Origin of the sequence: Streptomyces sp. CA-294286, from assembly GCF_050947155.1 — a bacterium.
GTDB lineage: Bacteria > Actinomycetota > Actinomycetes > Streptomycetales > Streptomycetaceae > Streptomyces.
Window position 1 is genome coordinate 187,411 of sequence record NZ_CP192005.1, and the last position, 21,848, is coordinate 209,258.

General features: G+C 71.1%; 16 protein-coding genes and 1 pseudogene. 7 read left to right on the plus strand and 10 right to left on the minus strand.

The genetic code is table 11. From position 1 onward, the window contains the following. Positions 1-77: 77 nt before the first annotated feature. Entirely contained in the window at positions 78-773 is a 696-nt protein-coding gene (locus tag ACQPZG_RS06120; RefSeq protein WP_433544798.1) for a DUF308 domain-containing protein, read from the minus strand. Positions 774-866: 93 nt separating this feature from the next. On the opposite strand from ACQPZG_RS06120, the gene ACQPZG_RS06125 reads away from it, so the two are divergent. Continuing rightward, a complete protein-coding gene (locus tag ACQPZG_RS06125) occupies positions 867-1,631 on the plus strand; it encodes an enoyl-CoA hydratase/isomerase family protein (protein ID WP_433544799.1) in 765 nt (254 codons plus the stop codon). A gap of 61 nt (positions 1,632-1,692) precedes the next feature. Here ACQPZG_RS06125 and ACQPZG_RS06130 read toward each other — a convergent pair. Continuing rightward, positions 1,693-2,007 (minus strand): annotated as a pseudogene (locus ACQPZG_RS06130) (DJ-1/PfpI family protein); the annotation flags it as partial. An 81-nt stretch (positions 2,008-2,088) separates the two neighbouring features. Between ACQPZG_RS06130 and ACQPZG_RS06135 the strand changes: the two are divergent. Both ACQPZG_RS06135 and ACQPZG_RS06140 read left to right on the plus strand, forming a co-directional pair. After that, a complete protein-coding gene (locus ACQPZG_RS06135; protein ID WP_433544800.1) occupies positions 2,089-2,961 on the plus strand; it encodes an SCO6745 family protein in 873 nt (290 codons plus the stop codon). Positions 2,962-3,372: 411 nt separating this feature from the next. Then, a complete protein-coding gene (locus ACQPZG_RS06140; RefSeq protein WP_433544801.1) occupies positions 3,373-5,835 on the plus strand; it encodes a Tex family protein in 2,463 nt (820 codons plus the stop codon). A 205-nt stretch (positions 5,836-6,040) separates the two neighbouring features. Here the strand turns inward: ACQPZG_RS06140 and ACQPZG_RS06145 are convergent, their stop codons facing one another. Beyond that, positions 6,041-7,249: an erythromycin esterase family protein gene (locus ACQPZG_RS06145; RefSeq protein ID WP_433544802.1), complete on the minus strand. Its 1,209-nt coding sequence runs from the start codon at positions 7,247-7,249 to the stop codon at positions 6,041-6,043. Between the two features lie 88 nt (positions 7,250-7,337). Here ACQPZG_RS06145 and ACQPZG_RS06150 point away from each other — a divergent pair, with 88 nt between their 5' ends. Beyond that, the gene (locus ACQPZG_RS06150; protein WP_433544803.1) at positions 7,338-8,033 is read left to right on the plus strand and encodes a TioE family transcriptional regulator; all 696 of its coding nucleotides are present in this window, start codon (positions 7,338-7,340) and stop codon (positions 8,031-8,033) included. A gap of 70 nt (positions 8,034-8,103) precedes the next feature. On the opposite strand, the gene ACQPZG_RS06155 is transcribed toward ACQPZG_RS06150, so the two are convergent. From ACQPZG_RS06155 to ACQPZG_RS06170, 4 genes are all read right to left on the minus strand, one after another. Next, entirely contained in the window at positions 8,104-9,741 is a 1,638-nt protein-coding gene (locus ACQPZG_RS06155) for an ABC-F family ATP-binding cassette domain-containing protein (protein ID WP_433544804.1), read from the minus strand. Positions 9,742-10,079: 338 nt separating this feature from the next. Further along, positions 10,080-11,840, minus strand: coding sequence for a BCCT family transporter (locus tag ACQPZG_RS06160; RefSeq protein ID WP_433544805.1), 1,761 nt, complete (start codon positions 11,838-11,840; stop codon positions 10,080-10,082). 74 nt (positions 11,841-11,914) lie between these two features. Then, positions 11,915-13,207 (minus strand): M14 family metallopeptidase, encoded by a 1,293-nt coding sequence (locus ACQPZG_RS06165; protein ID WP_433544806.1) that lies wholly within the window; start codon positions 13,205-13,207, stop codon positions 11,915-11,917. Further along, positions 13,204-15,237 carry a Xaa-Pro dipeptidyl-peptidase gene (locus ACQPZG_RS06170; RefSeq protein ID WP_433544807.1) on the minus strand — a complete coding sequence of 678 codons (2,034 nt, stop codon included), beginning with the start codon at positions 15,235-15,237 and terminating at the stop codon, positions 13,204-13,206. The genes ACQPZG_RS06165 and ACQPZG_RS06170 overlap by 4 nt, the downstream gene beginning before the upstream one ends. Before the next feature lie 251 nt (positions 15,238-15,488). Between ACQPZG_RS06170 and ACQPZG_RS06175 the strand changes: the two genes are divergently transcribed. From ACQPZG_RS06175 to sph, 3 genes are all read left to right on the plus strand, one after another. Continuing rightward, complete coding sequence (locus tag ACQPZG_RS06175; protein ID WP_433544808.1) at positions 15,489-16,985, plus strand: M1 family metallopeptidase; 1,497 nt, start codon at positions 15,489-15,491, stop codon at positions 16,983-16,985. 309 nt (positions 16,986-17,294) lie between these two features. Beyond that, positions 17,295-18,779 (plus strand): aldehyde dehydrogenase family protein, encoded by a 1,485-nt coding sequence (locus ACQPZG_RS06180; RefSeq protein ID WP_433544809.1) that lies wholly within the window; start codon positions 17,295-17,297, stop codon positions 18,777-18,779. A 213-nt stretch (positions 18,780-18,992) separates the two neighbouring features. After that, positions 18,993-20,048 (plus strand): sphingomyelin phosphodiesterase, encoded by a 1,056-nt coding sequence (gene sph / locus ACQPZG_RS06185; protein WP_433544810.1) that lies wholly within the window; start codon positions 18,993-18,995, stop codon positions 20,046-20,048. Positions 20,049-20,289: 241 nt separating this feature from the next. On the opposite strand, the gene ACQPZG_RS06190 is transcribed toward sph, so the two are convergent. The 3 genes from ACQPZG_RS06190 to ACQPZG_RS06200 all read right to left on the minus strand — a co-directional run bounded on the left by ACQPZG_RS06190 (position 20,290) and on the right by ACQPZG_RS06200 (position 21,825). After that, a complete protein-coding gene (locus ACQPZG_RS06190; protein WP_433544811.1) occupies positions 20,290-20,583 on the minus strand; it encodes a DUF6087 family protein in 294 nt (97 codons plus the stop codon). After that, the gene (locus ACQPZG_RS06195) at positions 20,580-21,260 is read right to left on the minus strand and encodes a class I SAM-dependent methyltransferase (protein ID WP_433544812.1); all 681 of its coding nucleotides are present in this window, start codon (positions 21,258-21,260) and stop codon (positions 20,580-20,582) included. The genes ACQPZG_RS06190 and ACQPZG_RS06195 overlap by 4 nt, the downstream gene beginning before the upstream one ends. An 82-nt stretch (positions 21,261-21,342) precedes the next feature. Next, positions 21,343-21,825 carry a hypothetical protein gene (locus tag ACQPZG_RS06200; protein ID WP_433544813.1) on the minus strand — a complete coding sequence of 161 codons (483 nt, stop codon included), beginning with the start codon at positions 21,823-21,825 and terminating at the stop codon, positions 21,343-21,345. Positions 21,826-21,848 lie beyond the last annotated feature (23 nt).

The window sequence follows — 21,848 nt, forward strand, 5'->3', positions numbered from 1 at the left end:
CTGAGCACAAATCAGCCGCAAGAGACGCTCTGCGACTGATTCATGCAATGCGTTGCCCGAAAACGATCGAACGGGGATCAGTTCGGCGACCGGTCCTGACCTTCCGGCTTGCTGAGGTCGGGATGGCCCGAGGGGCGCGGCGGTGTGTCGTCGCGCCCTGGCGTCCGAGGCGTTCCGGTGCCGGGGGCGGGCCCCGCGGTGCCCGGCCGCATCGCCTCCGAGACCATGGTGACCACCCTGCGCCCGCCGAATCCGATCGCGAGCAGGCCCAGCCCGTCGAAGAGCAGGGCCAGCGAGAAGAAGGTGCCGAGGACGTACAGGCTGGACTGGGGCCAGTCGAAGAGCACCAGAATGCCGAGCAGCAGGCCGAAGGCGCCCTGGACGAGGGTCCAGCCGAACTGCGGGCCGCGCACCACCACACTGCCCACCACGCGGAAGAGACCGCCCGTCAGGAAGAGCAGGGCGGCGAACATGGTCAACGCCTCGGCGCTCCCGACCGGGTTCCGGATGACGACGACGCCCGCCGCGATGTTGAGTGCGGCGACGACGACGCCCAGCCAGAAGAAGTTGGTGCCGCGCGACTGGACCGACTGGAGCAGCCCGATCAGGCCGCCGACCAGCAGAAGCCAGCCGAAGAGCACCATCGAGGTGAGGGTGGCGAAGCCGGTGTAGACCAGGCCGACCACGCCCCCGATGACCAGCAGGATGCCGAGGAACGCCAGCCAGCCGAAATCCCGGCTCAGTTTCTTGCTCTCGCGGGTCTGTTCCACCATGTGAGCGCTCCTCGGTCGGTGCCCGTGCCTGCCTCGGTCCCCCGCCCCGGTCTCCCGATCATAGGTTCGGTGCGGCCGGATAGCATCCGGCGGATGGAGACGAGATCCCGCGTGGAGTACGGCGTCGACGGTGCGGTGGCCACGGTCGTCATCAGCAACCCCGCCAAGCGCAATGCGATGACGGCCGGAATGTGGCAGGCACTGCCCGGACTGCTGGCCGCGCTCGCGGCCGACCCCGGGGTGCGCGCGCTGGTACTCACGGGCCGGGGGGACACCTTCTGCGCCGGGGCGGACATCTCCACACTGCGTGGACCGGGGTCGGCCGACGGTACGCCGCAGGAGCTGGCGGTACGTGCCGAGGAGGCGCTCGCGGCCTTTCCCAAGCCGACGCTGGCCGCCGTACGCGGGTACTGCGTGGGCGGCGGGAGCCAGCTCGCCGCGGCCTGCGACCTGCGCTTCGCGGAGGAGGGAGCGCGCTTCGGAGTGACGCCGGCGAAGCTCGGCATCGTCTACCCGTCGTCCTCGACACGCCGGCTGACCGCACTGGTGGGCCCCTCGACCGCCAAGTACCTGCTCTTCTCGGGAGAGCTGATCGACGCGGAGCGGGCGCTGCGCACCGGGTTGGTCGACGAGGTCCTTCCGTCGGGTGCACTCGACAAGCGGGTGGCCGAGTTCACCCGTGTCCTGGTGTCACGCGCGCAGCTCACCCAGGCGGCGGCGAAGGAGTTCGCGGACGGGCGCACCGACCGGGACGCGTACTGGGCGGAGCAGGCGCGTGGCAGCGGCGACACCGCGGAGGGTGTCGCCGCTTTCCTGGAACGACGCGCCCCGCACTTCGCGTGGCACCCGAGCGGATGACTCCTCATGGCGGCGTGCGGTGGCCGACGGCCGTCAGCTGCCAGCTGTCAGCTGTCAGCTGTCAGCTGTCCATGCTTCCCTGCTCCTTGGCGTTGGCGCGCCAGTAGGCGACGAGGTCCGCCGGAGCCTTCGCCGGGTAACCCGCGTCGAACAACGGCTGCGGGTCGTACTCGACCATGAGCTGGATGCTCCGGGCGGCGAACTCGCCCGCGACCCGCTCCGCCAGGGTGAGGCCCATGTCGATACCGGAGGAGACTCCGGCGGCGGTGACGTACTTGCCGTCAAAAACGACCCGCTCCCCCGTCGCCTCCACGCCGAGCCCGGCCAGGGTCTCCGGGGCGAGCCAGTGGGAGGTGGCGCGCCGGCCGGTCAGCAGCCGCAATGACCGGTCCCCCAGCTTTCCTGCCCTATCACCCAGGGCTGTACCCACGTACCAACCAGTCGGTAACGTGCGGGTATGACTGAGACCTCCTCGCTCCCCCCGCGCGCCGGGCGACGCTGCCACAACCCCCTCAACGCGCTGCACTCGACGGTCTACTTCTCCCCCGAGTACGCCGCCGAGCTGGCTTCGATCGGCATCGACGACCCGCAGGCCCCGTTCTTCGTGGGCCGGGTCGCCGCCCTGGGGCAGGTCGGCCCCGGCGTGGTCGCCGCCGCGTTCTACAACTACAACTACGACCTGATCGCCAAGGTCCTGCCGGCCCTCTGGGAGACCGTGTCGCCCGAGGCGGTCCTCGGGGCGCGCATGCGTGCCGCGGACGTCGCGCTGCGCAGGCTGCTCGGCGCGGAGATCATCGCGTCCGACGAGATGGCGGAGGCCGCGGCGCTGGCGGTGCGTGCCACCGAGGCGTGCACCCGGCAGGCCAGGCCGCTCTACGCCGCCCACGCCGACCTGCCGATGCCCGAGCTGCCGCACCTCGCGCTCTGGCACGCGGCGACGCTGCTGCGCGAACACCGGGGGGACGGGCACCTCGTCGCCCTGCTCACCGCCGGGCTCGACCCCGTCGAGGCGCTGGTCAGCCACACCGCCACCGGGAAGGGCATGAACCCGCGGTGGGCCATGCGCACCCGGGGCTGGTCGCAGGCCGACTGGGACGCGGCCGCCGAGCGACTGCGGGCGCGTGGACTCCTGGACGCCGAGGGCGAGTTGACGAAGGTCGGTGTCGCGCTGCGCGCGGACATCGAGGACGCCACGGACCGGCTCGACCTGGCCCCGTACGAGCACGTGGGTGCGGCCGGGGTCGAGCGGCTGACAGAGCTGGGCCGGGGCCTTCTGATGACGGCGACGGCGGCGGGGGCGTTCCCGGAGACGCTGGTGGGGAAGGGCTGACGGCGGCCCGCTCCTCGCAGGGGCGGCGTGCGGTGGGGGCCGGTGGATGTGCGGCGCAGGCCGGAGGGGGCGGCGCAGGCCGGAGGGGGCGGCGCAGGCCGGAGGGGGCGGCGCGCGCCGGAGGGGGCGGCGTCCGGTGGGGCCGCCCCCTCCGGCTCTCCCCGAGCACTCGGCTGCGCTCGTGCGGGGGGTCCCCGCGTCCCCGGGGCGGTCCGCCGCCCGAGGCGGCCGACGCGGGGGCGGCCCACCGCCCGAGGCCGCTACGGGGGCGGGGGTGGCACCGCCGCACGGGAGGGCTCGCGTGGGGGTGGGCGGGTGCGGGTTCGGGGGTGCCGGCACGGCAGAATGCAGGGGCATCGCTGTTGAGGTGCGCCATGCACTGCCCGTAGGAGAAGGCGAGTCGGTTACACCGTGACGACGTCCATCGAAAGCATCGAAACAAGGATCGCCGGGGAACTCGGCGTCAAGGACCGTCAGGTCAGGGCCGCCGTCGAGTTGCTCGACGGCGGCTCGACCGTTCCGTTCATCGCTCGCTACCGCAAGGAAGCGACCGAAATGCTCGACGACGCGCAGCTGCGCACGCTGGAGGAGCGGCTGCGGTACCTGCGGGAGCTGGAGGACCGCCGGGCGGCGATCCTGGACTCCGTACGGGAGCAGGGCAAGCTGGACGCGGCGCTGGAGGCGCAGATCCGCGGCGCGGAGACGAAGGCGCGACTGGAGGACATCTACCTCCCCTTTAAGCCGAAACGGCGGACCAAGGCGCAGATCGCTCGCGAGGCGGGCCTGGCTCCGCTTGCCGACGGGCTGCTGGCGGACCCGACCGTGGATCCGCTCGCCGCTGCCGCGGCCTTCGTCGACGCCGACAAGGGCGTCGCGGACGCGGCGGCCGCGCTGGACGGTGCCCGGTCGATCCTCACCGAGCAGTTCTCGGAGGACGCCGACCTGATCGGCGAGGTGCGCGAACGGATGTGGACGCGCGGCCGGCTGGTGGCGAAGGTCCGGGAGGGCAAGGAGGAGGCGGGCGCGAAGTTCGCCGACTACTTCGACTTCGCGGAGCCGTTCACGGCGTTGCCCTCGCACCGGGTGCTGGCGATGCTGCGCGGCGAGAAGGAGGACGTGCTCGACCTCGTCCTGGAGCCCGAGGAGCCGTCGGACGAGCCCGGTCCGAGTACGTACGAGCGCATGGTCGCGCGCCGGTTCCAGATCGTGGACCGGGGCCGCCCCGGCGACAAGTGGCTCGCGGACACGGTGCGGTGGGCGTGGCGGACGCGGATCCTGGTGCACCTGGGGATCGATCTGCGGCTGCGGCTGCGTACCGCGGCGGAGGACGAGGCGGTACGGGTCTTCGCGGCGAACCTGCGTGACCTGCTGCTGGCGGCGCCCGCCGGGACGCGCGCGACGCTGGGCCTGGACCCCGGTTTCCGTACCGGCGTGAAGGTCGCGGTCGTGGACTCCACCGGCAAGGTGGTGGCCACCGACGTCATCCATCCGCACGTGCCCGCGAACCGCTGGGACGAGGCACTGGCGAAGCTGGCCCGGCTGGCGGCGGAGCACTCCGTCGAGCTGATCGCCATCGGGAACGGGACCGCGTCCCGGGAGACCGACAAGCTCGCGGGCGAACTGATCGCCAAGCACCCGGAGTTGAAGCTGACGAAGGTCATGGTCTCCGAGGCGGGGGCCTCCGTCTACTCGGCGTCGGCCTTCGCCTCGCAGGAACTGCCCGACATGGACGTGTCGCTGCGGGGCGCCGTTTCCATCGCGCGCCGGCTTCAGGATCCGCTGGCCGAACTGGTGAAGATCGACCCCAGGTCGATCGGCGTCGGCCAGTACCAGCACGACCTCTCGGAAGTGAAGCTCTCGCGGTCGCTGGACGCGGTGGTCGAGGACTGCGTGAACGGCGTGGGCGTGGACGTCAACACGGCGTCCGCGCCGTTGCTTTCGCGGGTCTCGGGCATCGGGTCGGGCCTGGCGGAGAACATCGTCGCGCACCGGGACGCGAACGGGCCCTTCAGGTCGCGCAAGGCGCTGAAGGACGTGGCCCGCCTCGGCCCCAAGGCGTACGAACAGTGCGCGGGCTTCCTGCGGATCCGGGACGGCGAGGACCCGCTGGACGCGTCGAGCGTGCACCCGGAGGCGTATCCGGTGGTCCGGGCGATGGTGAAGTCGGCGGGGGCGAAGGCCGGCTCGCTGGTCGGCAACGTGGAGGTCCTGAGGTCCCTGCGCGCCGAGGAGTTCGTCAACGAGAAGTTCGGGTTGCCGACGGTCTCCGACATCCTGCGGGAGCTGGAGAAGCCGGGGCGGGACCCGCGTCCGGCCTTCAGGACGGCCACCTTCAAGGAGGGCGTGGAGAAGCTCGGGGACCTGGTGCCGGGGATGATCCTGGAGGGTGTCGTCACGAATGTGGCCGCGTTCGGGGCGTTCGTCGACATCGGGGTGCACCAGGACGGACTGGTGCACGTCTCGGCTCTGTCGAAGACGTTCGTGAAGGACCCCCGGGACGTGGTGAAGCCGGGGGACGTCGTGCGGGTGAAGGTGCGGGACGTCGATGTCCCGCGGAAGCGGATCTCGCTGACGCTGCGGTGGGAGGACGAGGCGGAGGGCTCGCCGGGCGGGTCGGGGGAACGGTCCCGTTCCGGGGCCGGTTCGGGGTCCGGTTCCGCGCGTGCGCCGCAGCAGCGGCGGGGTGGCGGCGGTCAGGACAGGGGCGGCCGGGGACGGGGCTCGGGTTCGGGGCGTCAGCAGCAGGGCGGAGGCGGCGGGCGTTCGGGGGCCGGGGCGGGATCCGCGTCGGGCTCGGGCTCGGCTCCGGCCAACAGCGCGATGGCGGATGCGTTGCGGAAGGCGGGGTTGGCGGACCGGGGGAAGCGGGGCTGAGGGGGCGGGGCCACGGGGGCCGGGGCGGGGCGGCAGCCGCGCACTGGGCGGGGGGCGGCGTCAGTCGGCGGGGCCGCCCCCTGGCCCGCCCTTTTCCGCGCCCTCGGCTTCGCTCGTGCGAACCCCCCGCGCCCCGGCCGGGCGGGCCCGCCGACCAAAGGGGCTGCGGAGGCTGGGGCGGCCCCGCCGACCCGGGAGGCTCGCCTCAGGGGGTGTCGGTGTCCCTGAGGAAGGCGAGTGCGTCGATGCGTGGCAGGTGGGTCGGATCGAGCGGCGCGTAGCCGAACCACGGGGACTCGCGAGGCCGGGGCGGCGTGTCGCCGAGGAAGGCGGACAGCCGCCGGGCGTCGAGCAGGAAGCGGTCCTCGGGAAGAGCGTGGAGGAGACCTTCGAGCGTGTTCTGCGGCGGCGTGTCCACTCCTCGGTGCCGGATGGTGCCGAGTGCCGTGGCGACGAAGGCGTACTGCTCCCCCAGCCGGGCGCGCACCAGCGCACCGGCGCTCCACCATTCCAGCAGCGGGTGGTCCCACATCCGCATCGTGCTCTTCTCCCGCTGGAGGTGGCTGTTGTGGGCATGGGCCAGGACGGGGCTCCGCTCGGCGAGCGCGAGCAGGTTGTCGGCCATCATCTGGTCCCGCACGCCCAGCAGCCGGGTCATGCGGCTCGGTGCGGTGTCGGCCATCCAGTAGTGGTAGCGCAACAGGCCCACGGCGGTACGTCCGTACAGGCGGGCCCTTTCCCAGACGTCCCGGGAGGTCTGGGCGATCAGCTGGGGTGCCTGTGCGTCCAGCAGCGCCACCAGGTCGTCGGCGAGCACCCGTAGCCGGTCGGCCTCGGTCGACCGCCCCACGGAACGGGCCGGGTCCCTCATCACGGCCGGATCGCTCCACCCCTCGTCGTCGCCGAGCAGTCGGTCGAGCGTGTGCCAGGTGCAGGGGAACAGACCGGCATCCACCGCGGCCGAGGTGAGGCAGGCGTGGAGCGCGGTGAGGGCCTTTCGGGGGCTCTGGGCGTGGGAGATCTCCAGCGGCCCGTCGACACCCGCGAGGCGAACCCGGTCGGCCGGGGGCCGACCTTCGTTGAACTCCCGTGCCCAACGCACGAGTTCGCGGTTGGCGGCGGAGTCGCCGAGCCCGTGGCTGAACCCCCACCGCATGGCGTCGTCGAGGGTGCCGACACCGAAGGCGGCGTAGTCGTCCACCCGCAGGGCCGCCAGGCAGTCGCTCTCGATCGCGATCGTCCGGTAGCCCTCCTGCTCGACGAGCTGGCGGAACAGCCCGTTGCGCACGTCGAGCAGTGCGTCCTCCCCGTGGGTGGGCTCCCCCAGGGCGAGCACTCGGGGACGGCCGGACAGCAGTTCCCTCACGGAGGCGGCGGTGACGGTACGGGTCAGGTCCTTGAGGTCCGTGGTCATGCCTTCAACGGTATCTTTGAACCTCCGGTGGAGACTTTTCGCGGAACCCGGCCGCAGACGGGATGTAAAGCTTCAAAGGGGAGGGCTCATGCGGCCGATCGATCTGGCGCGCGTGCACGGACTGTCCACGCAGGCCGTGCGGAACTACGAGGACGCCGGCATCCTTCCGGCCGCCGACCGCACTCCGCACGGGTACCGGGTGTACACCGCGCTGCACGCGGGGGCCCTGCGCGCCTTCCTCGCCCTGCTTCCCGGCCACGGCCACCCGACGGCGTCGGCGGTCATGCGGGCGGTGAACCGGGGGGCGGCCGACGAGGCGTTCCGGCTCATCGACGAAAGCCATGCCCAGCTTCTGGAGGACCGGAGCACGCTGCGGGCGGTGCAGAGCGCCCTCCAGGACCTGGACCCCGTCGAGACGCCGCAGACCGGGGGCGTGTTCATCGGGACGCTGGCGGGACTTCTCGGCATCCGGCCCGCGACGCTGCGCAAGTGGGAGCGCGCGGGACTGGTGCGCCCGCGCCGCGACCCGCGGACCGGCTACCGCGTCTACGACGGGGCCGATGTGCGGGACGCCCGGATGGCCGGTCAACTCCGCCGGGGTGGATATCCGTTGGAGCGGATCGCCCCACTGATCGAGCAGGTGCGCACGGCCGGTGGTCCGGAGCCGCTGGAGGAGGCGCTGGGCGAGTGGAGCGGTCGACTGTCCGCCCGGGGGCGGGCGATGCTGGCCGGGGCCGCCGCGCTGGACGCGCATCTCGGCGAGCGCGAACGCGCGCACGGCTGAGGCGGGCCGCCGACCGGGGCGGGGCCGCGGTCGGCGGAGCTGTGAGCCCCCGCCGCTCGCGACGGCGGGGTCAGAGTTCCGTGACCCTGCCGTCCGCGACTTCCACGCGCCGTGTGGTGCGTACCGCGTCCAGCATGCGGCGGTCGTGCGTGACCAGGAGAAGTGTCCCCTCGTACGAGTCGAGGGCCGACTCCAGCTGTTCGATGGCCGGCAGGTCGAGGTGGTTGGTCGGCTCGTCCAGGACCAGGAGGTTGACGCCCCTGCCCTGGAGGAGGGCGAGGGCCGCACGGGTGCGTTCGCCGGGGGAGAGCGTGGTGGCCGGGCGCAGTACGTGCTCGGCGCGCAGCCCGAACTTGGCGAGTAGGGTGCGCACTTCGGCCGGTTCCGTGTCGGGGACGGCGGCCGAGAAGGCGTCCAGCAGGGTTTCCGCACCGTGGAAGAGGCCACGCGCCTGGTCGACTTCGCCGACGACGACGCCGGGCCCCAGGGTCGAGTCCCCCTCGTCGAGCGGGAGTCGGCCGAGCATCGCCGCCAACAGAGTGGACTTCCCCGACCCGTTGGCGCCGGTGATGGCCACCCGGTCGGCCCAGTCGATCTGGAGCGAGACCGGCCCGAAGGCGAAGTCGCCCCGCTGCACGCGGGCCTGACGCATCGTCGACACCACGGCGCCGGAGCGCGGGGCGGCGGCGATCTCCATGCGGAGTTCCCATTCCTTGCGGGGCTCCTCCACCGCGTCGAGGCGTTCGATCATGCGCTGGGTCTGGCGGGCCTTGGCGGCCTGCTTCTCGCTCGCTTCGCTGCGCATGTTGCGGCCGAGCTTGTCGCCGTCGGTGGACTTGCGACGGGCGTTGCGCACGCCCTTGTCCATCCAGCCGCGCTGCATCTGCGCCCGGCCCTCCAGGGACGCCTTCTTGTCCGCGAACTCCTCGAACTCCTCGCGGGCGTGCCTGCGTGCCGTCTCGCGCTCCTCCAGGTAGGCCGCGTATCCGCCGCCGAACAGCTTGATCTGCTGCTGGGCGAGGTCGAGTTCGAGGACCTTGGTGACGGTGCGGGTGAGGAACTCCCGGTCGTGACTGATGACGACGGTGCCCGCGCGCAGGCCCTTGACGAAGTTCTCCAGCCGGTCGAGGCCGTCCAGGTCGAGATCGTTGGTGGGCTCGTCGAGGAGGAAGACGTCGTACCGGGACAGCAGGAGCGAGGCGAGCCCCGCGCGGGCGGCCTGGCCGCCGGAGAGGCCCGTCATCGGCTGGTCGAGGCCGACGGTCAGGCCGAGGGACGCGGCGACCTCCTCGGCCCGCTCGTCGAGGTCCGCGCCGCCGAGGTCCAGCCAGCGGTCGAGGCCCGCGGAGTACGCGTCGTCGGCCCCCGGGGCTCCGTCGACGAGGGCCTGGGTGGCCGCGTCCAGGGCGAGCTGGGCGTCGGCCACCCCGGTGCGGCGGGCGAGGAAGTCGCGTACCGTCTCGCCCTCGCGGCGCTCCGGCTCCTGCGGGAGGTGGCCGACGGTGGCGGTGGGCGGGGAGAGCCGCAGTTCCCCGCCCTCGGGGGCCTCCAGGCCCGCGAGGAGGCGCAGCAGGGTGGATTTGCCCGCTCCGTTGACGCCCACGAGGCCGATCACGTCGCCGGGTGCGACGACGAGGTCGAGCCCGGAGAAGAGGGTGCGGTCGCCGTGGCCGGCGGCGAGGTCTTTGGCGACGAGGGTTGCAGTCATGAGGGGTCGATCCTAATCGAGTCGTCGCGGGCCTCTCCCGGTCAGGTCGGGGCGGCGGTCCCGTGGCTCACCTCAGCACCGGGGCCGCCGGTACGCCGCCCATCGCCGGGGCCGGCCCGGAGGTCGCGTGCGCGGCAGACACGGGGTGAGTGTTCACGCTGAAGGCCCCTGGTGCGCACGACATCGTGAAGTCGGCCGGGGGCGGCGGACGCCGTCGCCGGGACGCCGGGGGCGGGACGCCGGGGGCGGCGTCCCGGTCGGCGCGCCGGGGGTGCTGTGCGACGGCGGCGGGGCGGGGACGGGGGCGGATGCCCCGGCCGCCCCCGCCGCCGTCCGTGTCAGAGCACCTTGGTCGTTCCGCCGTCGCGCGGAGACGTCGTGGCGGCGCCGGTGTCGTCCGTGTCGGCAGTTCCGTTGCCGGGGCCGATGCGGATCTCGAAGTCGCCCTCGTACTTCTTGTGGCCCTCGATGACTGCGGCCTCGACCGCTTCGACGCCCCTCTCGCCCCGCACGATCAGCGGGTCGCGGCGCAGGTCGCGCATCAGGGCCCAGCACATGCCGACCATGACCACGGCGAAGGGCGCCGCGACGAGGATCGTCAGGTTCTGCAGGCCCTTGAGCGCGTCGCCCTGGCCGTCGCCGATCAGGAGCATGATCGCCGCGACGGCACCGGTGACGCAGCCCCAGAAGACGACGACCAGCTTGGTCGGCTCGAAGGAGCCCTTCTGGGAGAGCGTGCCCATCACGATGGAGGCGGCGTCCGCACCCGAGACGAAGAAGATGCCCACCAGGACCATCACGAGGATGCACGTGACGGTCGCGATCGGGAACTCCTTGAGGAGGCCGAAGAGCTGCCCCTCCGGGGTCGACTCGTCCGCGAGGCGGCCGGTGGCCTTCAGCTTCATCGCCGAGCCGCCGAAGACCGCGAACCAGATCAGGCTGACCGTGCTCGGCACCAGGATGACGCCGCCGACGAACTGACGGATGGTTCGGCCCCGGCTGATGCGGGCGATGAACATGCCCACGAAGGGCGTCCAGGAGATCCACCAGGCCCAGTAGAAGACCGTCCAGCCGCTCAGCCAGGCGGCGACGTCCTCGCCGCCGGTGGCCTCGGTGCGGCCGATGAGCTGCGGCAGCTCACCCAGGTACGCGCCGAGCGAGGTGGGCACGAGGTCCAGGACGAAGATGGTCGGGCCCGCGACGAAGACGAACAGCACCAGCAGCAGCGCCAGCACCATGTTGATGTTGGACAGCCACTGGATGCCCTTCTCGACGCCGGAGACCGCGGAGGCGATGAAGGCGACGGTGAGGACGGCGATGATGGAGATGAGCAGGCCGGTGCCGGCCTTCTCCATCCAGCCGAGCTCGGTCATGCCGCTGCCGATCTGGAGCGCGCCGAGCCCGAGGGAGGCCGCCGACCCGAAGAGGGTGGCGAAGATGGCGAGGATGTCGATGACGCGGCCGACGCCGCCGTTGGCGTGCTTCTCGCCGATGAGCGGGGTGAAGACGGCGCTGATGGTCTGCCTGCGGCGACGGCGGAAGGTGCTGTACGCGATGGCCAGGCCGACCACCGCGTATATCGCCCACGGGTGCAGGGTCCAGTGGAAGAGCGTGGTGGCCATGGCGGTCTGCATGGCGTCCGCCGGGGCGGTCGGGTGGGTGCCGGGCGGGGGCGACGAGAAGTGGCCCAGCGGCTCGCTGACGCCGTAGAACATCAGGCCGATGCCCATGCCCGCGCTGAACATCATCGCGACCCAGGACACCGTGCGGAACTCGGGCTTCTCTCCCTCGTCGCCGAGTGTGATCTTCCCGTAGCGGCTCATCGCGAGCCACAGGGCGAAGACGACGAACCCGGAGGCGGCCAGCATGAACGCCCAGCCTCCGTTGTGCATGAGGGAGTCCAGAAGCGAGCTGGACACGTCCTCCAGGGACTGGGTGGCGAGGGCGCCCCAGAGCACGAATGCCAAGGTGAGGACGGCGGTGACACCGAACACGACCCGGTCGGTCCGGGGTCGTGGGGTGAGGTGCGGACTGCCGGGCAGTTCCGCCGTGACGGGCGGAACGGCCCGGTCGTCCGTCGGCTGATCGTCTTGCGGCACGGTGTGGTCACCTTTCGGGGCGGGAGGATTCCCTGCCGCTACCCCGTTCCACCCATGTCGCACGTCACGATCTGCTAACAGAGCGTCGTCCGTTGGCCAATTGTCAGGCGGTAGGCGGCCCTTTCGTCGAGGAGGAGCGGGACGAGGTTCCGCTGGGACTGCCGCAGAGTGACGAGCGCACCCCCTCGCACCTTTCTGAACCCGACCCCGTGCAGCGTCAGTTCGTCGCCGACGGCAGCCAGTTGAGCGTCCGTCAGCCGGTAGCCGCACGGCGGGTCGGCGAGGATCTCCGAGGGTTCGGCCGGATCGTTGTCGGCGCCGCCCAGGTACACGGGACCCCGGTCGGCGTACCCGACGAGCCGGGCCCTTCCCGTGGCCGCTTCGATCCGGCCGCGACGTTTGGCGACGTAGTCGAGCGCACCGTCGAGGGACGCGGCGTGGGAGGCGACCCGGCGACGCTGGTTGAGCGACCGGTCCTTCTTCTCGGCGTCGCTCAGCGCGTCGACGCGGCTCTCGATGAGCAGCCCGACGGAGTGTTTGATTCCGGAGGCGTTGCGCAGGATGCGCTCCTGGCCGTCACCGGCGACCTGCTTCATCGGCGCACCGGTGACCGGGTCCGTCCAGATGCCGTACGTGCCGGTGCTGAAGCCGGAGGCGTGGGCGGCGGGCCGTACGTGGTCGGCCGAGAGCTTCTTCGCCTCGTTGTGCACGTGCGGGTCGGTGTTGAGGTTGCGCGGCCACAGGTCGAAGAGGTCCTTGTCGTAGTACGGCGGGGTGCCCCCGTACTCGTGCAGGTCGTAGACCAGGTCCGGCTTGTGGTCACGGAGGACGGCGGCCAGCGCGCGGCCCTCGGCGGTGGCCAGGGCGATGTGGTCGCGGTTGATGTCGGTGCCGTCGGAGTTGCCGCGGGTGTCGGCCGCGCGGCCGTCCGGGTTGGCGGTGGGGACGACGAGGACCGTGGTCCTGCTGAGGAATTCCCGGGTCCGGTGGTCGCGGGCGTGGGCGAGGTCGCGGACCTTGCTGAGGCAGGCTTCGCGGCCCGCCGGCTCGTTGCCGTGCTGGCTGCATATCAGGAGCACGGTGGACCCGGTGCGCGGGCGTTCGCCGATGCGGACGAGTTGGAGCGGACGGCCCTGCTTCGTGGTGCCGATCGTGGACACCGAGGTGCGCGCGCTCGCGCGGTCGACGGCGGCGAGGAAGTCCTGCTCCTCGGCCAGGCTGGTCCAGCGGGCGCCCTGGGAGGATTCGAAGCCGGTACGCGGCGGTGGCGTGCGTCCGGTGTCACCGGCCTGGGCGGGGCCTGCTCCCAGGAGCGGTACCGCGAGGGCGGCGGTGGACAGGAGCGCCGCGAGGGCGCGGGCCCTCATCGTCCGGCTCCCGGCAGGAGGAACCGGGTCCGGTCCGTGCCGGTGTCGGCAGGCGCCGTCCCCGGCATCCGGGAGAGGTCCTGCGGCACCTGTACCCCGTCGCGTGCGCCCGGCGACAGCGGGGCCGCGGCGGCGTGGCCGGAGGTGGCGCGGGCGAAGGCGCGTTCACCGCCGACGAAGGGCAGCTTCGCCGAGGTGCCGGCGAGGTCGACACCGAGGATCGGGCGGGTGTCCGGGGCTTCGACCAGTCCGGCGTCCGTGCCGGCGACGATCAGGGCGAGCCGGTGTCCGGCGGGGACGACGTGGTCGGTGGCCGCGAGGTCGACGGTGATCTCGTACCTCTTTCCGGGCGTCACCGGGCGGGCCCTTCCGTCGCCCCGGTGGTGGGCGAGGCTCGCCCAGCCGCGGCTGAAGACGGTGAAGTCGACGGTGGTGGTGTCGGCCCGCGTCTCCTTGAAGCAGGAGCTGTCACCCGGGGTGCTCGGGCCCCAGCAGGTGCGCTCGGGGAGGGTCGTGATGCCCTCGCCCCGCGCGCCGTAGTTGCGGATGGTGTCCGGTCCGAGGTCGACAAGGACGGCGCTGAGGTGGGCGCTGGTGGTGGAGGGGGTGACCTGGAGGGTGACCTTGGAGGAACCGGAGAGACGCAGGTCACGGCTCAGCGGCCGGGTGGCGAAGCCGGCCTTCTCCGGGGTGCCGGTGTCGATCTTCGCCGCCCAGGCGGTCTCGTCCAGCCGCGGGTCGTCGGTGAAGGTCTCGGTGCTGCCGGGCTTGGCGCGCTTCAGACCGAGGACGCCGACGCCTGCCGAACTGCCCTGGTGCGGGCGGACCTTGGTGGAGTCGGTGCCGCGCGGCGGCCAGACCTTGTCGGTGGTCCACTGGTCGGGGGCGCGCTCGATGTCGGCCATCGGCTCGCGGTCGATGCCGTTGGCGTAGCCCATGAGTTCGTGGTCGAACCAGCGGTGCAGGGTCTTCACCCATTCCGCGCGCCGGAAGTCGAAGGGGTCGACGTGGCCGGTCTGCGAGAGCCACACCTTGCGGTCGACCCCCTGCTTCGCGAGGGCGTCCCACCACTTGCCGAAGTGGTTCATGCGGACGTTGAGGTCCTGCATGCCGTGCACGGCGAACACGCTGGCCCGCACCTTGCGCGCGTCGGGGACGAAGTCGCGCTCCTCCCACAGCGGGGTCCGGTTCCCGTTGAGCGGTGCGCCGTCGGCGAGTTGCTTCTTCACCGCCTTGCAGCGGGGGGCCGCGTCCTTGGACTCGACGTATCCGGCGAGGTCGTCGGGACCCCCGTCGTAGAGGTCGGCGCCCTGCTGGAAGTAGTAGTCGTACCACGAGGAGATCGCGCCGATCGGCACGATGGTCTTGAGGCCCTTGACGCCGGTGGCGGCCGTGCCGTTGGCCACGGTGCCGTCCCAGCTCTTGCCGATCATGCCGGTGCTGCCGTTGGACCAGTGGGCGTGGGTACGGCTGTCACCGGTGCGGGTGGTGTAGCCCTGGCCTCGGCCGTTCAGCCAGTCGACGACGGCTTTGGCCGAGGCGATCTCGGAGCGGCCGCCGATGTCGACGCAACCGTCGGAGCGGTTGGTTCCGGTGAAGTCGACGGCGACGTAGCCGTAGCCGCGCGGGACGAAGTAGTTGTCGTAGAACAGCGGGAACTGGACCGGTTTGCCCGCGCTGTCGTACGTCTTCTTCTGGCTCTCGTTGCCGCGCCCGCAGCAGGCGTAGTACGGGCTCGCGTCCATGATCACCGGGATGCGGCGGCCGGTGCCGTCGAGTTCACGGGGGCGGACGACGTCCACGGCGACCCGGTCGGTTTTCCCGTCCTTGTCGCCGTCGACGCGGGTGTCGACCCAGACGGTCTCGCGGACGGCCCTGTCGTACGCGTAGACGGGCCTGCTCTCGGTGGGCCGGGCCGCCTGCTGCGCGAGCGCGGCGTCCTGGACAGCGGCCGGGCCGGCCACCTGCGGTGTGCCCTGCGCCGCGCCTGCCGGGGCCAGGAGGACGGCCGTCATGGCGGCCACGGTCATGGGGACGAGCGTTCTCCGCTTCGGGCGCGGGGCTCGCGCTGGTATCGACATGGCCGGACGGTAACGCGGTCAACTCCCGCGCAAAAGAGGGCAGTAGCGGGCGGGAAGCGCGGGGTGCCGCCAAAAGGGGCGCGGGGTCGCATGTCGGCCGCATGGCAATCGCGTGACAGGAGCAACCATGGACATGACTGGTGGAAGAGGGGCTCAATAGAGTGCCGACAGATCGCATCCTCCGACCTCTTGGAGCACTCGTGCACCGCAGAATCTTCGCCCCGGGCGTACTCGCCGCGGCCACCCTGCTGCTGGCGGTCCCCGCGTCCGCGGCATCTTTCGCCCCCGGCGCCCCGGGCATCGGCGACCCCTACTACCCGGCCAGCGGCAACGGCGGCTACGACGTGTCGCACTACGACCTGCGGCTGAAGTACCAGCCGGCCACGGACCTGTTGGAGGGCACGGCGACGATCCTCGCCACGACGAAGCAGAACCTGTCCAGCTTCCACCTGGATCTCGGCCTCGACGTCAGCGAGGTACGGGTGAACGGCAGGCTCGCGACGTTCGCGAAGGAGGGCGAGCAGGAACTCGTGGTCACGCCGGCCGCACCGCTGGAGAAGGGCAGGTCGATCTCGGTGGTGGTCCGTTACGCGGGCAAGCCGTCCGAGGTGAGGATCGGCGGATTCACCGCCTGGCACCGCACTCCGGACGGCGGCGTCGCGGCCCAGGAACCGGACTCGGCCGCCTGGTGGTTCCCGAGCAACGACCATCCGCTCGACAAGGCCACGTACGACGTGTCGGTCTCGGTGCCGGACGGCAGCCAGGCGATCTCCAACGGCGTTCTGCAGTCGCAGAGTTCCAAACTGGGCTGGACCCGTTTCGCCTGGCGGTCCAACAAGCCGCAGGCGTCCTACCTGGCAACCCTCGCCGTCGGCAAGTTCGATGTCACGACGGACAGGACGGCCTCCGGCCTGCCGGTCCTCAACGCCTACAGCAAGGACCTGGGCGACCACGGCGGGGCGGCCAGGGCGAGCGTCGAGCGCACCGCCGAGGTCACCGAGTGGCTGGAGGGCATCTTCGGCCCGTACCCCTTCAACGCGATCGGCGGCTACGTCCCGAACGTGACCAGCGGTTACGCGTTGGAGACGCAGACCCGGCCGTTCTACAGCCCCCGCCAGTTCGCCAACGGGGCGAACGTCTCGGTGGTCGTGCACGAGATGGCGCACCAGTGGTACGGGGACAGCGTGTCCGTGCACCACTGGAAGGACATCTGGATCAACGAGGGTTTCGCGCGGTACAGCCAGTGGCTGTGGTCGGAGAAGGAGGGTGAGGGCACGGCGCAGGAGCTGGCCGACCACGCGTACTCCTCCCGCCCCGCCGAGGACCCGTTCTGGCAGGTCGAGCCGGGCGATCCGGGCCCGGACAAGCAGTTCCACATCGCCGTGTACGACCGGGGCGCGATGGCGATCCAGGCGCTGCGCAACGAGGTCGGCGACGACGCGTTCTTCCGGATCCTCAAGGGCTGGCCGCAGCAGTACGCGTACGGCAACGCGAAGGTGTCCGACTTCGTCAAGTACGCGGAGAAGCTCTCGAAGAAGCCGCTCGCGGAGCTCTTCGACACCTGGCTGTTCCAGCCGTCGAAGCCGTCGGCCCCGGCCGCCGCGCAGGCGCGGATCGCTCCGCGGTCCGCTGCCGAGCCGGTCGCGCCCAAGTCGTGGAAGAAGATCGCCGAGACGAACACCATCCACGAGCACTGAGTCTGACGCATCGTCAGACTCAGCGAACGCACGTCTCCCACTGGCTGTGCCCGGTGCCAGTGGGAGGCGGCGCGCCCTTGTGCCGGGGTGACCGATGATCCGCCTCTTCCAGGCGTCGCGGGCGGGGCGGCAGGGGGGCGGGCGCGGCCGGACGGCTGCGGTCGGACGGCTGCGGTCGGACGGCTGCGGCCGGCGGTGGCGGTCGGCGGTGGCGGTCTGGTGTTCGAGCCCGGCCGGGGTGCAGGCTGTGGGTGCCCGCACCGCGCGTCGAGCGCCCGCCGGAACCGCTGCCACTGGAGTGATGCGAACATGCCCGCCGTTTCCCCCTCGGACAAGACCTTCCAGTCCCGCTCACCCGCCGACGGCTCCGTCCTCGGCACGTACCCGGTGCACGGCCCCGAGGAGGTGCGGGCGGCAGTCGTGCGGTCCAGGGCCGCGGCCCGCCGGTGGGCGGCGGCCGGATGGGACGGGCGGCGTTCCGCACTGCTGGCGTGGAAGCGGTCACTGGCCCGGCGGATGGACGAGGTGGCCGAGGCGGTGTCCGCCGAGACCGGCAAGCCGCTGCACGACGCCCGCACCGAAGTGCTGCTCGTCCTCATCCACCTGGACTGGGCGGCTCGTCACGCGCGCAGGGTGCTGGGGCGGCGGCGGATCCCGTCGGGGGCCACCGCACTCGGGCAGCGGGCGCTGCTGGCGTACAAACCGGTGGGCGTGGTCGGGGTGATCGGCCCGTGGAACTACCCGGCGCACACGCCGATGGGCTCGATCGGCTACGCCCTCGCCGCGGGCAACGGCGTGGTCTTCAAGCCGTCCGAACTCACGCCCGGGGTCGGCGAACTGCTTGCTTCGTCGTTCGCGGACGCCGTGCCGCCGGAGTTCGCCGAGCTGTTCACGGTCGTGACCGGCTTCGGGGCGACCGGGGCGGCGCTGGCGGAGGCGGGCGTCGACAAGGTGGCGTTCACCGGGTCGCCGGGCACGGCGCGGAAGGTCGCGGAGGTCTGCGCGCGGTCGCTGACGCCGCTGCTCGCCGAGTGCGGCGGCAAGGACGCGCTGCTTGTCGGTCCGGACGCCGACCTGGAGGCGGCGGCGGACGCCGCCGTGTGGGGTGCGATGTCGAACGCGGGACAGACCTGCGCGGGCGTGGAACGCGTGTACGCGGTGGAGTCGGTGCACGCGGAACTCGTGGAACGGATCGTGCGCAAGGCCCGGGAGCTGAAGCCCGGAGAGGCGTACGGTCCGCTGACGCTTCCGTCCCAACTGGCCGTGGTGGAACGGCACATGAAGGAGGCCCTCGCGGCGGGAGCGCACGCGCCGCTGGGCGGTCCGGAGTCGCTGCGCTCACCCTTCGTGCACCCGGTGGTGCTGGTCGGGGTGCCGGAGGACACCGCGGCGATGCGGGAGGAGACCTTCGGACCGGTGGTCGCGGTGAACGCCGTACGCGACCTGGACGAAGCCGTCGAGCGGGCGAACGCGTCGGCGTACTCACTGGGGGCGACGGTTTTCACCGGCTCACGCAAGGAGGGGCTCGCGGTGGCCGGACGGCTGGACGCCGGGTCGGTGTCGGTGGGGTCGGTGCTGGGGTACGCGGCAGTGCCGGGGCTGCCGTTCGGGGGCTCCGGGGAGTCGGGGTACGGGCGGATCCACGGGGCGGAGGGGCTGCGGGCCTTCGCGTCGGCGCGGGCCATCACGGTGAAGCGGTTCTCCCGCGGGACCGACCTGACCTCGTTCAGCACGTCGCGCGAGGCGGCGGGACGGATGGTGGAGCTGGGGCGGCGGCTGCACGCGTGGCGCTGAGCGCGCGGGGCGCCGAGAGGGAGCCGTGTGGAGGAGAAGTGCGCGTGATCGGTGGAGTTGGCGCGGTGGTGGCCGCGACGACAGATGCGTGACGCGCGGTGTCTACCGGGAAGTAACTGGTGCTGCTTTGATGTGCGGCACCGGCTTGTTCCGCACGGGTCGTACCGCTTCTTTCGTCTCGCATCGGCCGTTCGCACCGGTCGTTTCGAGCCGATGTGCCGCACTGCTCGCCCTGCACCTCACGCGCCTCTCGCTTCCCACCACTCACGGGAGAACTCTGTGTCGATCCCCTCGCGTCGACGGGCCGCCGCCGTCGCCACTCTGTCCGCGATCGCGGCGCTGGCCACGTCCGTCCCGTCCGCTGCCGCGGCCCCGGCGTCCCACGACGTGCCGAAGCTCCAGGTCCTCGCGTACAACGCCTTCCTCTTCAGCAAGAACCTCTACCCCAACTGGGGCCAGGACTTCCGCGCGAAGGCGATTCCCGCCGCGCCCTTCTTCCAGGGAAACGACGTCGTGGTCCTGCAAGAGCTCTTCGACAACGCGTCCTCGGACGCGCTGGGTCGCCACGCCGCGGCCCAGTACCCGTACCAGACACCCGTGGTGGGACGCGGCAGGACCGGCTGGGACGCGACCGGCGGCTCGTACGCGGCGACGACGCCGGAGGACGGCGGGGTGACGGTCTACAGCAAGTGGCCGATCGTGCGCAAGGAGCAGTTCGTCTTCAAGGAGGCGTGCGGCAGCGACTGGTACTCCAACAAGGGCTTCGCGTACGTGGTGCTGAACGTGAACGGCACGAGGGTGCACGTGGTGGGCACCCACCTCCAGTCGACCGACCCGGGCTGCAGGGCCGGCGAGGCGGCGGCCAGGCGGAGCGCGCAGTTGCGGCAGATCGACGCGTTCCTCGACGCCAAGAAGATCCCGGCGGGCGAACAGGTCATGGTCGCCGGTGACTTCAACGTGGACTCGCACAGCTCCGAGTACGCCTCGATGCTCCGGGACGGCGGACTCGACGACGCTTCCTCCCGTACCGGCCACCCGTACTCCTTCGACACCGCCGACAACTCGATAGCCGCCGAGCGCTACCCGACCGATCCGCGCGAGGACCTGGACTTCGTCCTGCACCGGACCGGCCACGCCCGGCCCGCGTCCGGCTGGACGAACCACGTCGTCAAGGAGCGGAGCGTGCCGTGGACGGTCTCCAGCTGGGGCACCTCGTACACGTACACGAACCTGAGCGACCACTACCCGGTGGTGGCCTCGGCGAAGTGAGCTGACCCGAGCGCGGGGCAATCGGGTGCCGGTCCGTCCCCACGGTCGCGTGCGCGGGGTGCGTCCGCACCCCTGCGGTGGCGCCTTGCCGTTCCCGGTGCTGCCCACGCGGGGCGCAGCACCCGGAGGGGACGGAGCCCGGACGCGGGAGCGGGGCTTTCACCACAGTGGTGAGACATCCATACGGTCTACGACACCAAAGGTGTACATGTGGTTTGAGCTGGTGTGTTCTGTCCCCTGATCAGCTTCGGGGCGGCTTCCGGTGCCGACCGGTGCTCACCTTCAGTGGCGCGGATGCCGACTCGTTCGAAGTCTTGGCCGACTCCGGATACATGACCTGCTTGGCCGCAGCGAGGTTCGGCACGACGGTAAGCAGCTCCCACGCGTGGCCGTTCCACTGCTCAATCGCTCGTGGCTTGTCCGGATGAACGTGTGTAGCCCGACGTCGCCCTTCGCCGTCGATGAAGACCTCTCGCAGGAGACCGATCTTCTCGTCCCGTCGTTTAAGCCAAGCCGACAGCGGCTCCTCTTTCATGGCGCTTTCCGTTCTCCACGGCGTGGGCTTCTTGCCTTCACGATCAGCGTGCCGATGTGTCCCTCTTCGCGGGCTTCCAGTACCCGTGCGTCAGCTTCAACGAATCCGGAGCGCAGCAAGATGTTCTCCCACTTCCGCGGGGTGTAGCTGTACCGGTACGTGAACATCGCTTTACCTGCGAACCCGCCTTTGTACATGCCCTGCGGACCGTACGCGCCGGGGATGGCCGGCGGATGGGAAAAGACCAGTACTCCGCCTGGACGGAGACTCTCCGCAACCAAAGGGAACAGCTTGACGGGATCTGTGAACCAGGCTGCACCGAAGATGCTGTAGATCGCGTCGAACGTTTCAGGTGTTTCTGCTAGGTAGTCCAGAACCTCAGCACAGACGAACTTTGCCCCGGTGGACTTCCAGCGTTCCGAGACCTTCTCGACCATAACCGGCGAGAGGTCTAGACCAGTTGCTTTGATGCCCTGCCTCGCAAGATATGCCAGCGCGCGACCAGTGCCGCAGCCAATCTCCAGAACACTTTCGGGTTCTCCCAGGAGTTCCGGGCCGGGGCCATGACCGGCGTACTGCGTCCAGTTGAAAACCGGCTCTGCTTCGGCCTTAAAGGCGCTCCCGGCGTAGGTGTCCCAAAGCTCTCGTTCGGCTGTGATGTCGTGCTGTGCAGGCAACGAATCTTCCTCTGTGCTGGCGGGAGAACCGACAGAACCCCCGCCCCATTAGGTGCCAGGGAGGGGGCACTGTACCGGTCCGTCAGTGACTGTCGGGGACCTTGTTGTCGCAGGAGGAGCACTCGGCAGCGTCGACCGACCACAGCTCTTCGTCGACCTCGAATCCGTTCCCACGGATGAAGTCAGCCGTCCGCATCACGGTGCCGTCGCAGCGCCTCTCGACCAACGGCGCGTGGTGCTTGTAGACCCCTCCGTTGTACTCGTCGCACAAGGCGAAGTAGAGGGGGGTGTCGAGGATGAGCTGATGGACGCCGATGTCGACCGTGGCACCCACGCCGATATCTACGCCGGGGTTCTCCATGGCGGTCATCAGGTAGGCGATCCCCTGGCCGAGGATGCGTTCTGCCAGGCTCCGCACAGCGACGCTGTCACGAAGCAGTAGGGCCACCTCACGCTCCCAGAGGTCGGCAGCGCCGACGTCTGAAACCAGGTGGGGAACCCGCGCTTCGAGCGCGTTCAGGATGACCTTCGGGTCGCGGACCCGCGTCTTCACTGCTGTTGTCATCGTGCTCCTCCTTGCGTTGGTCG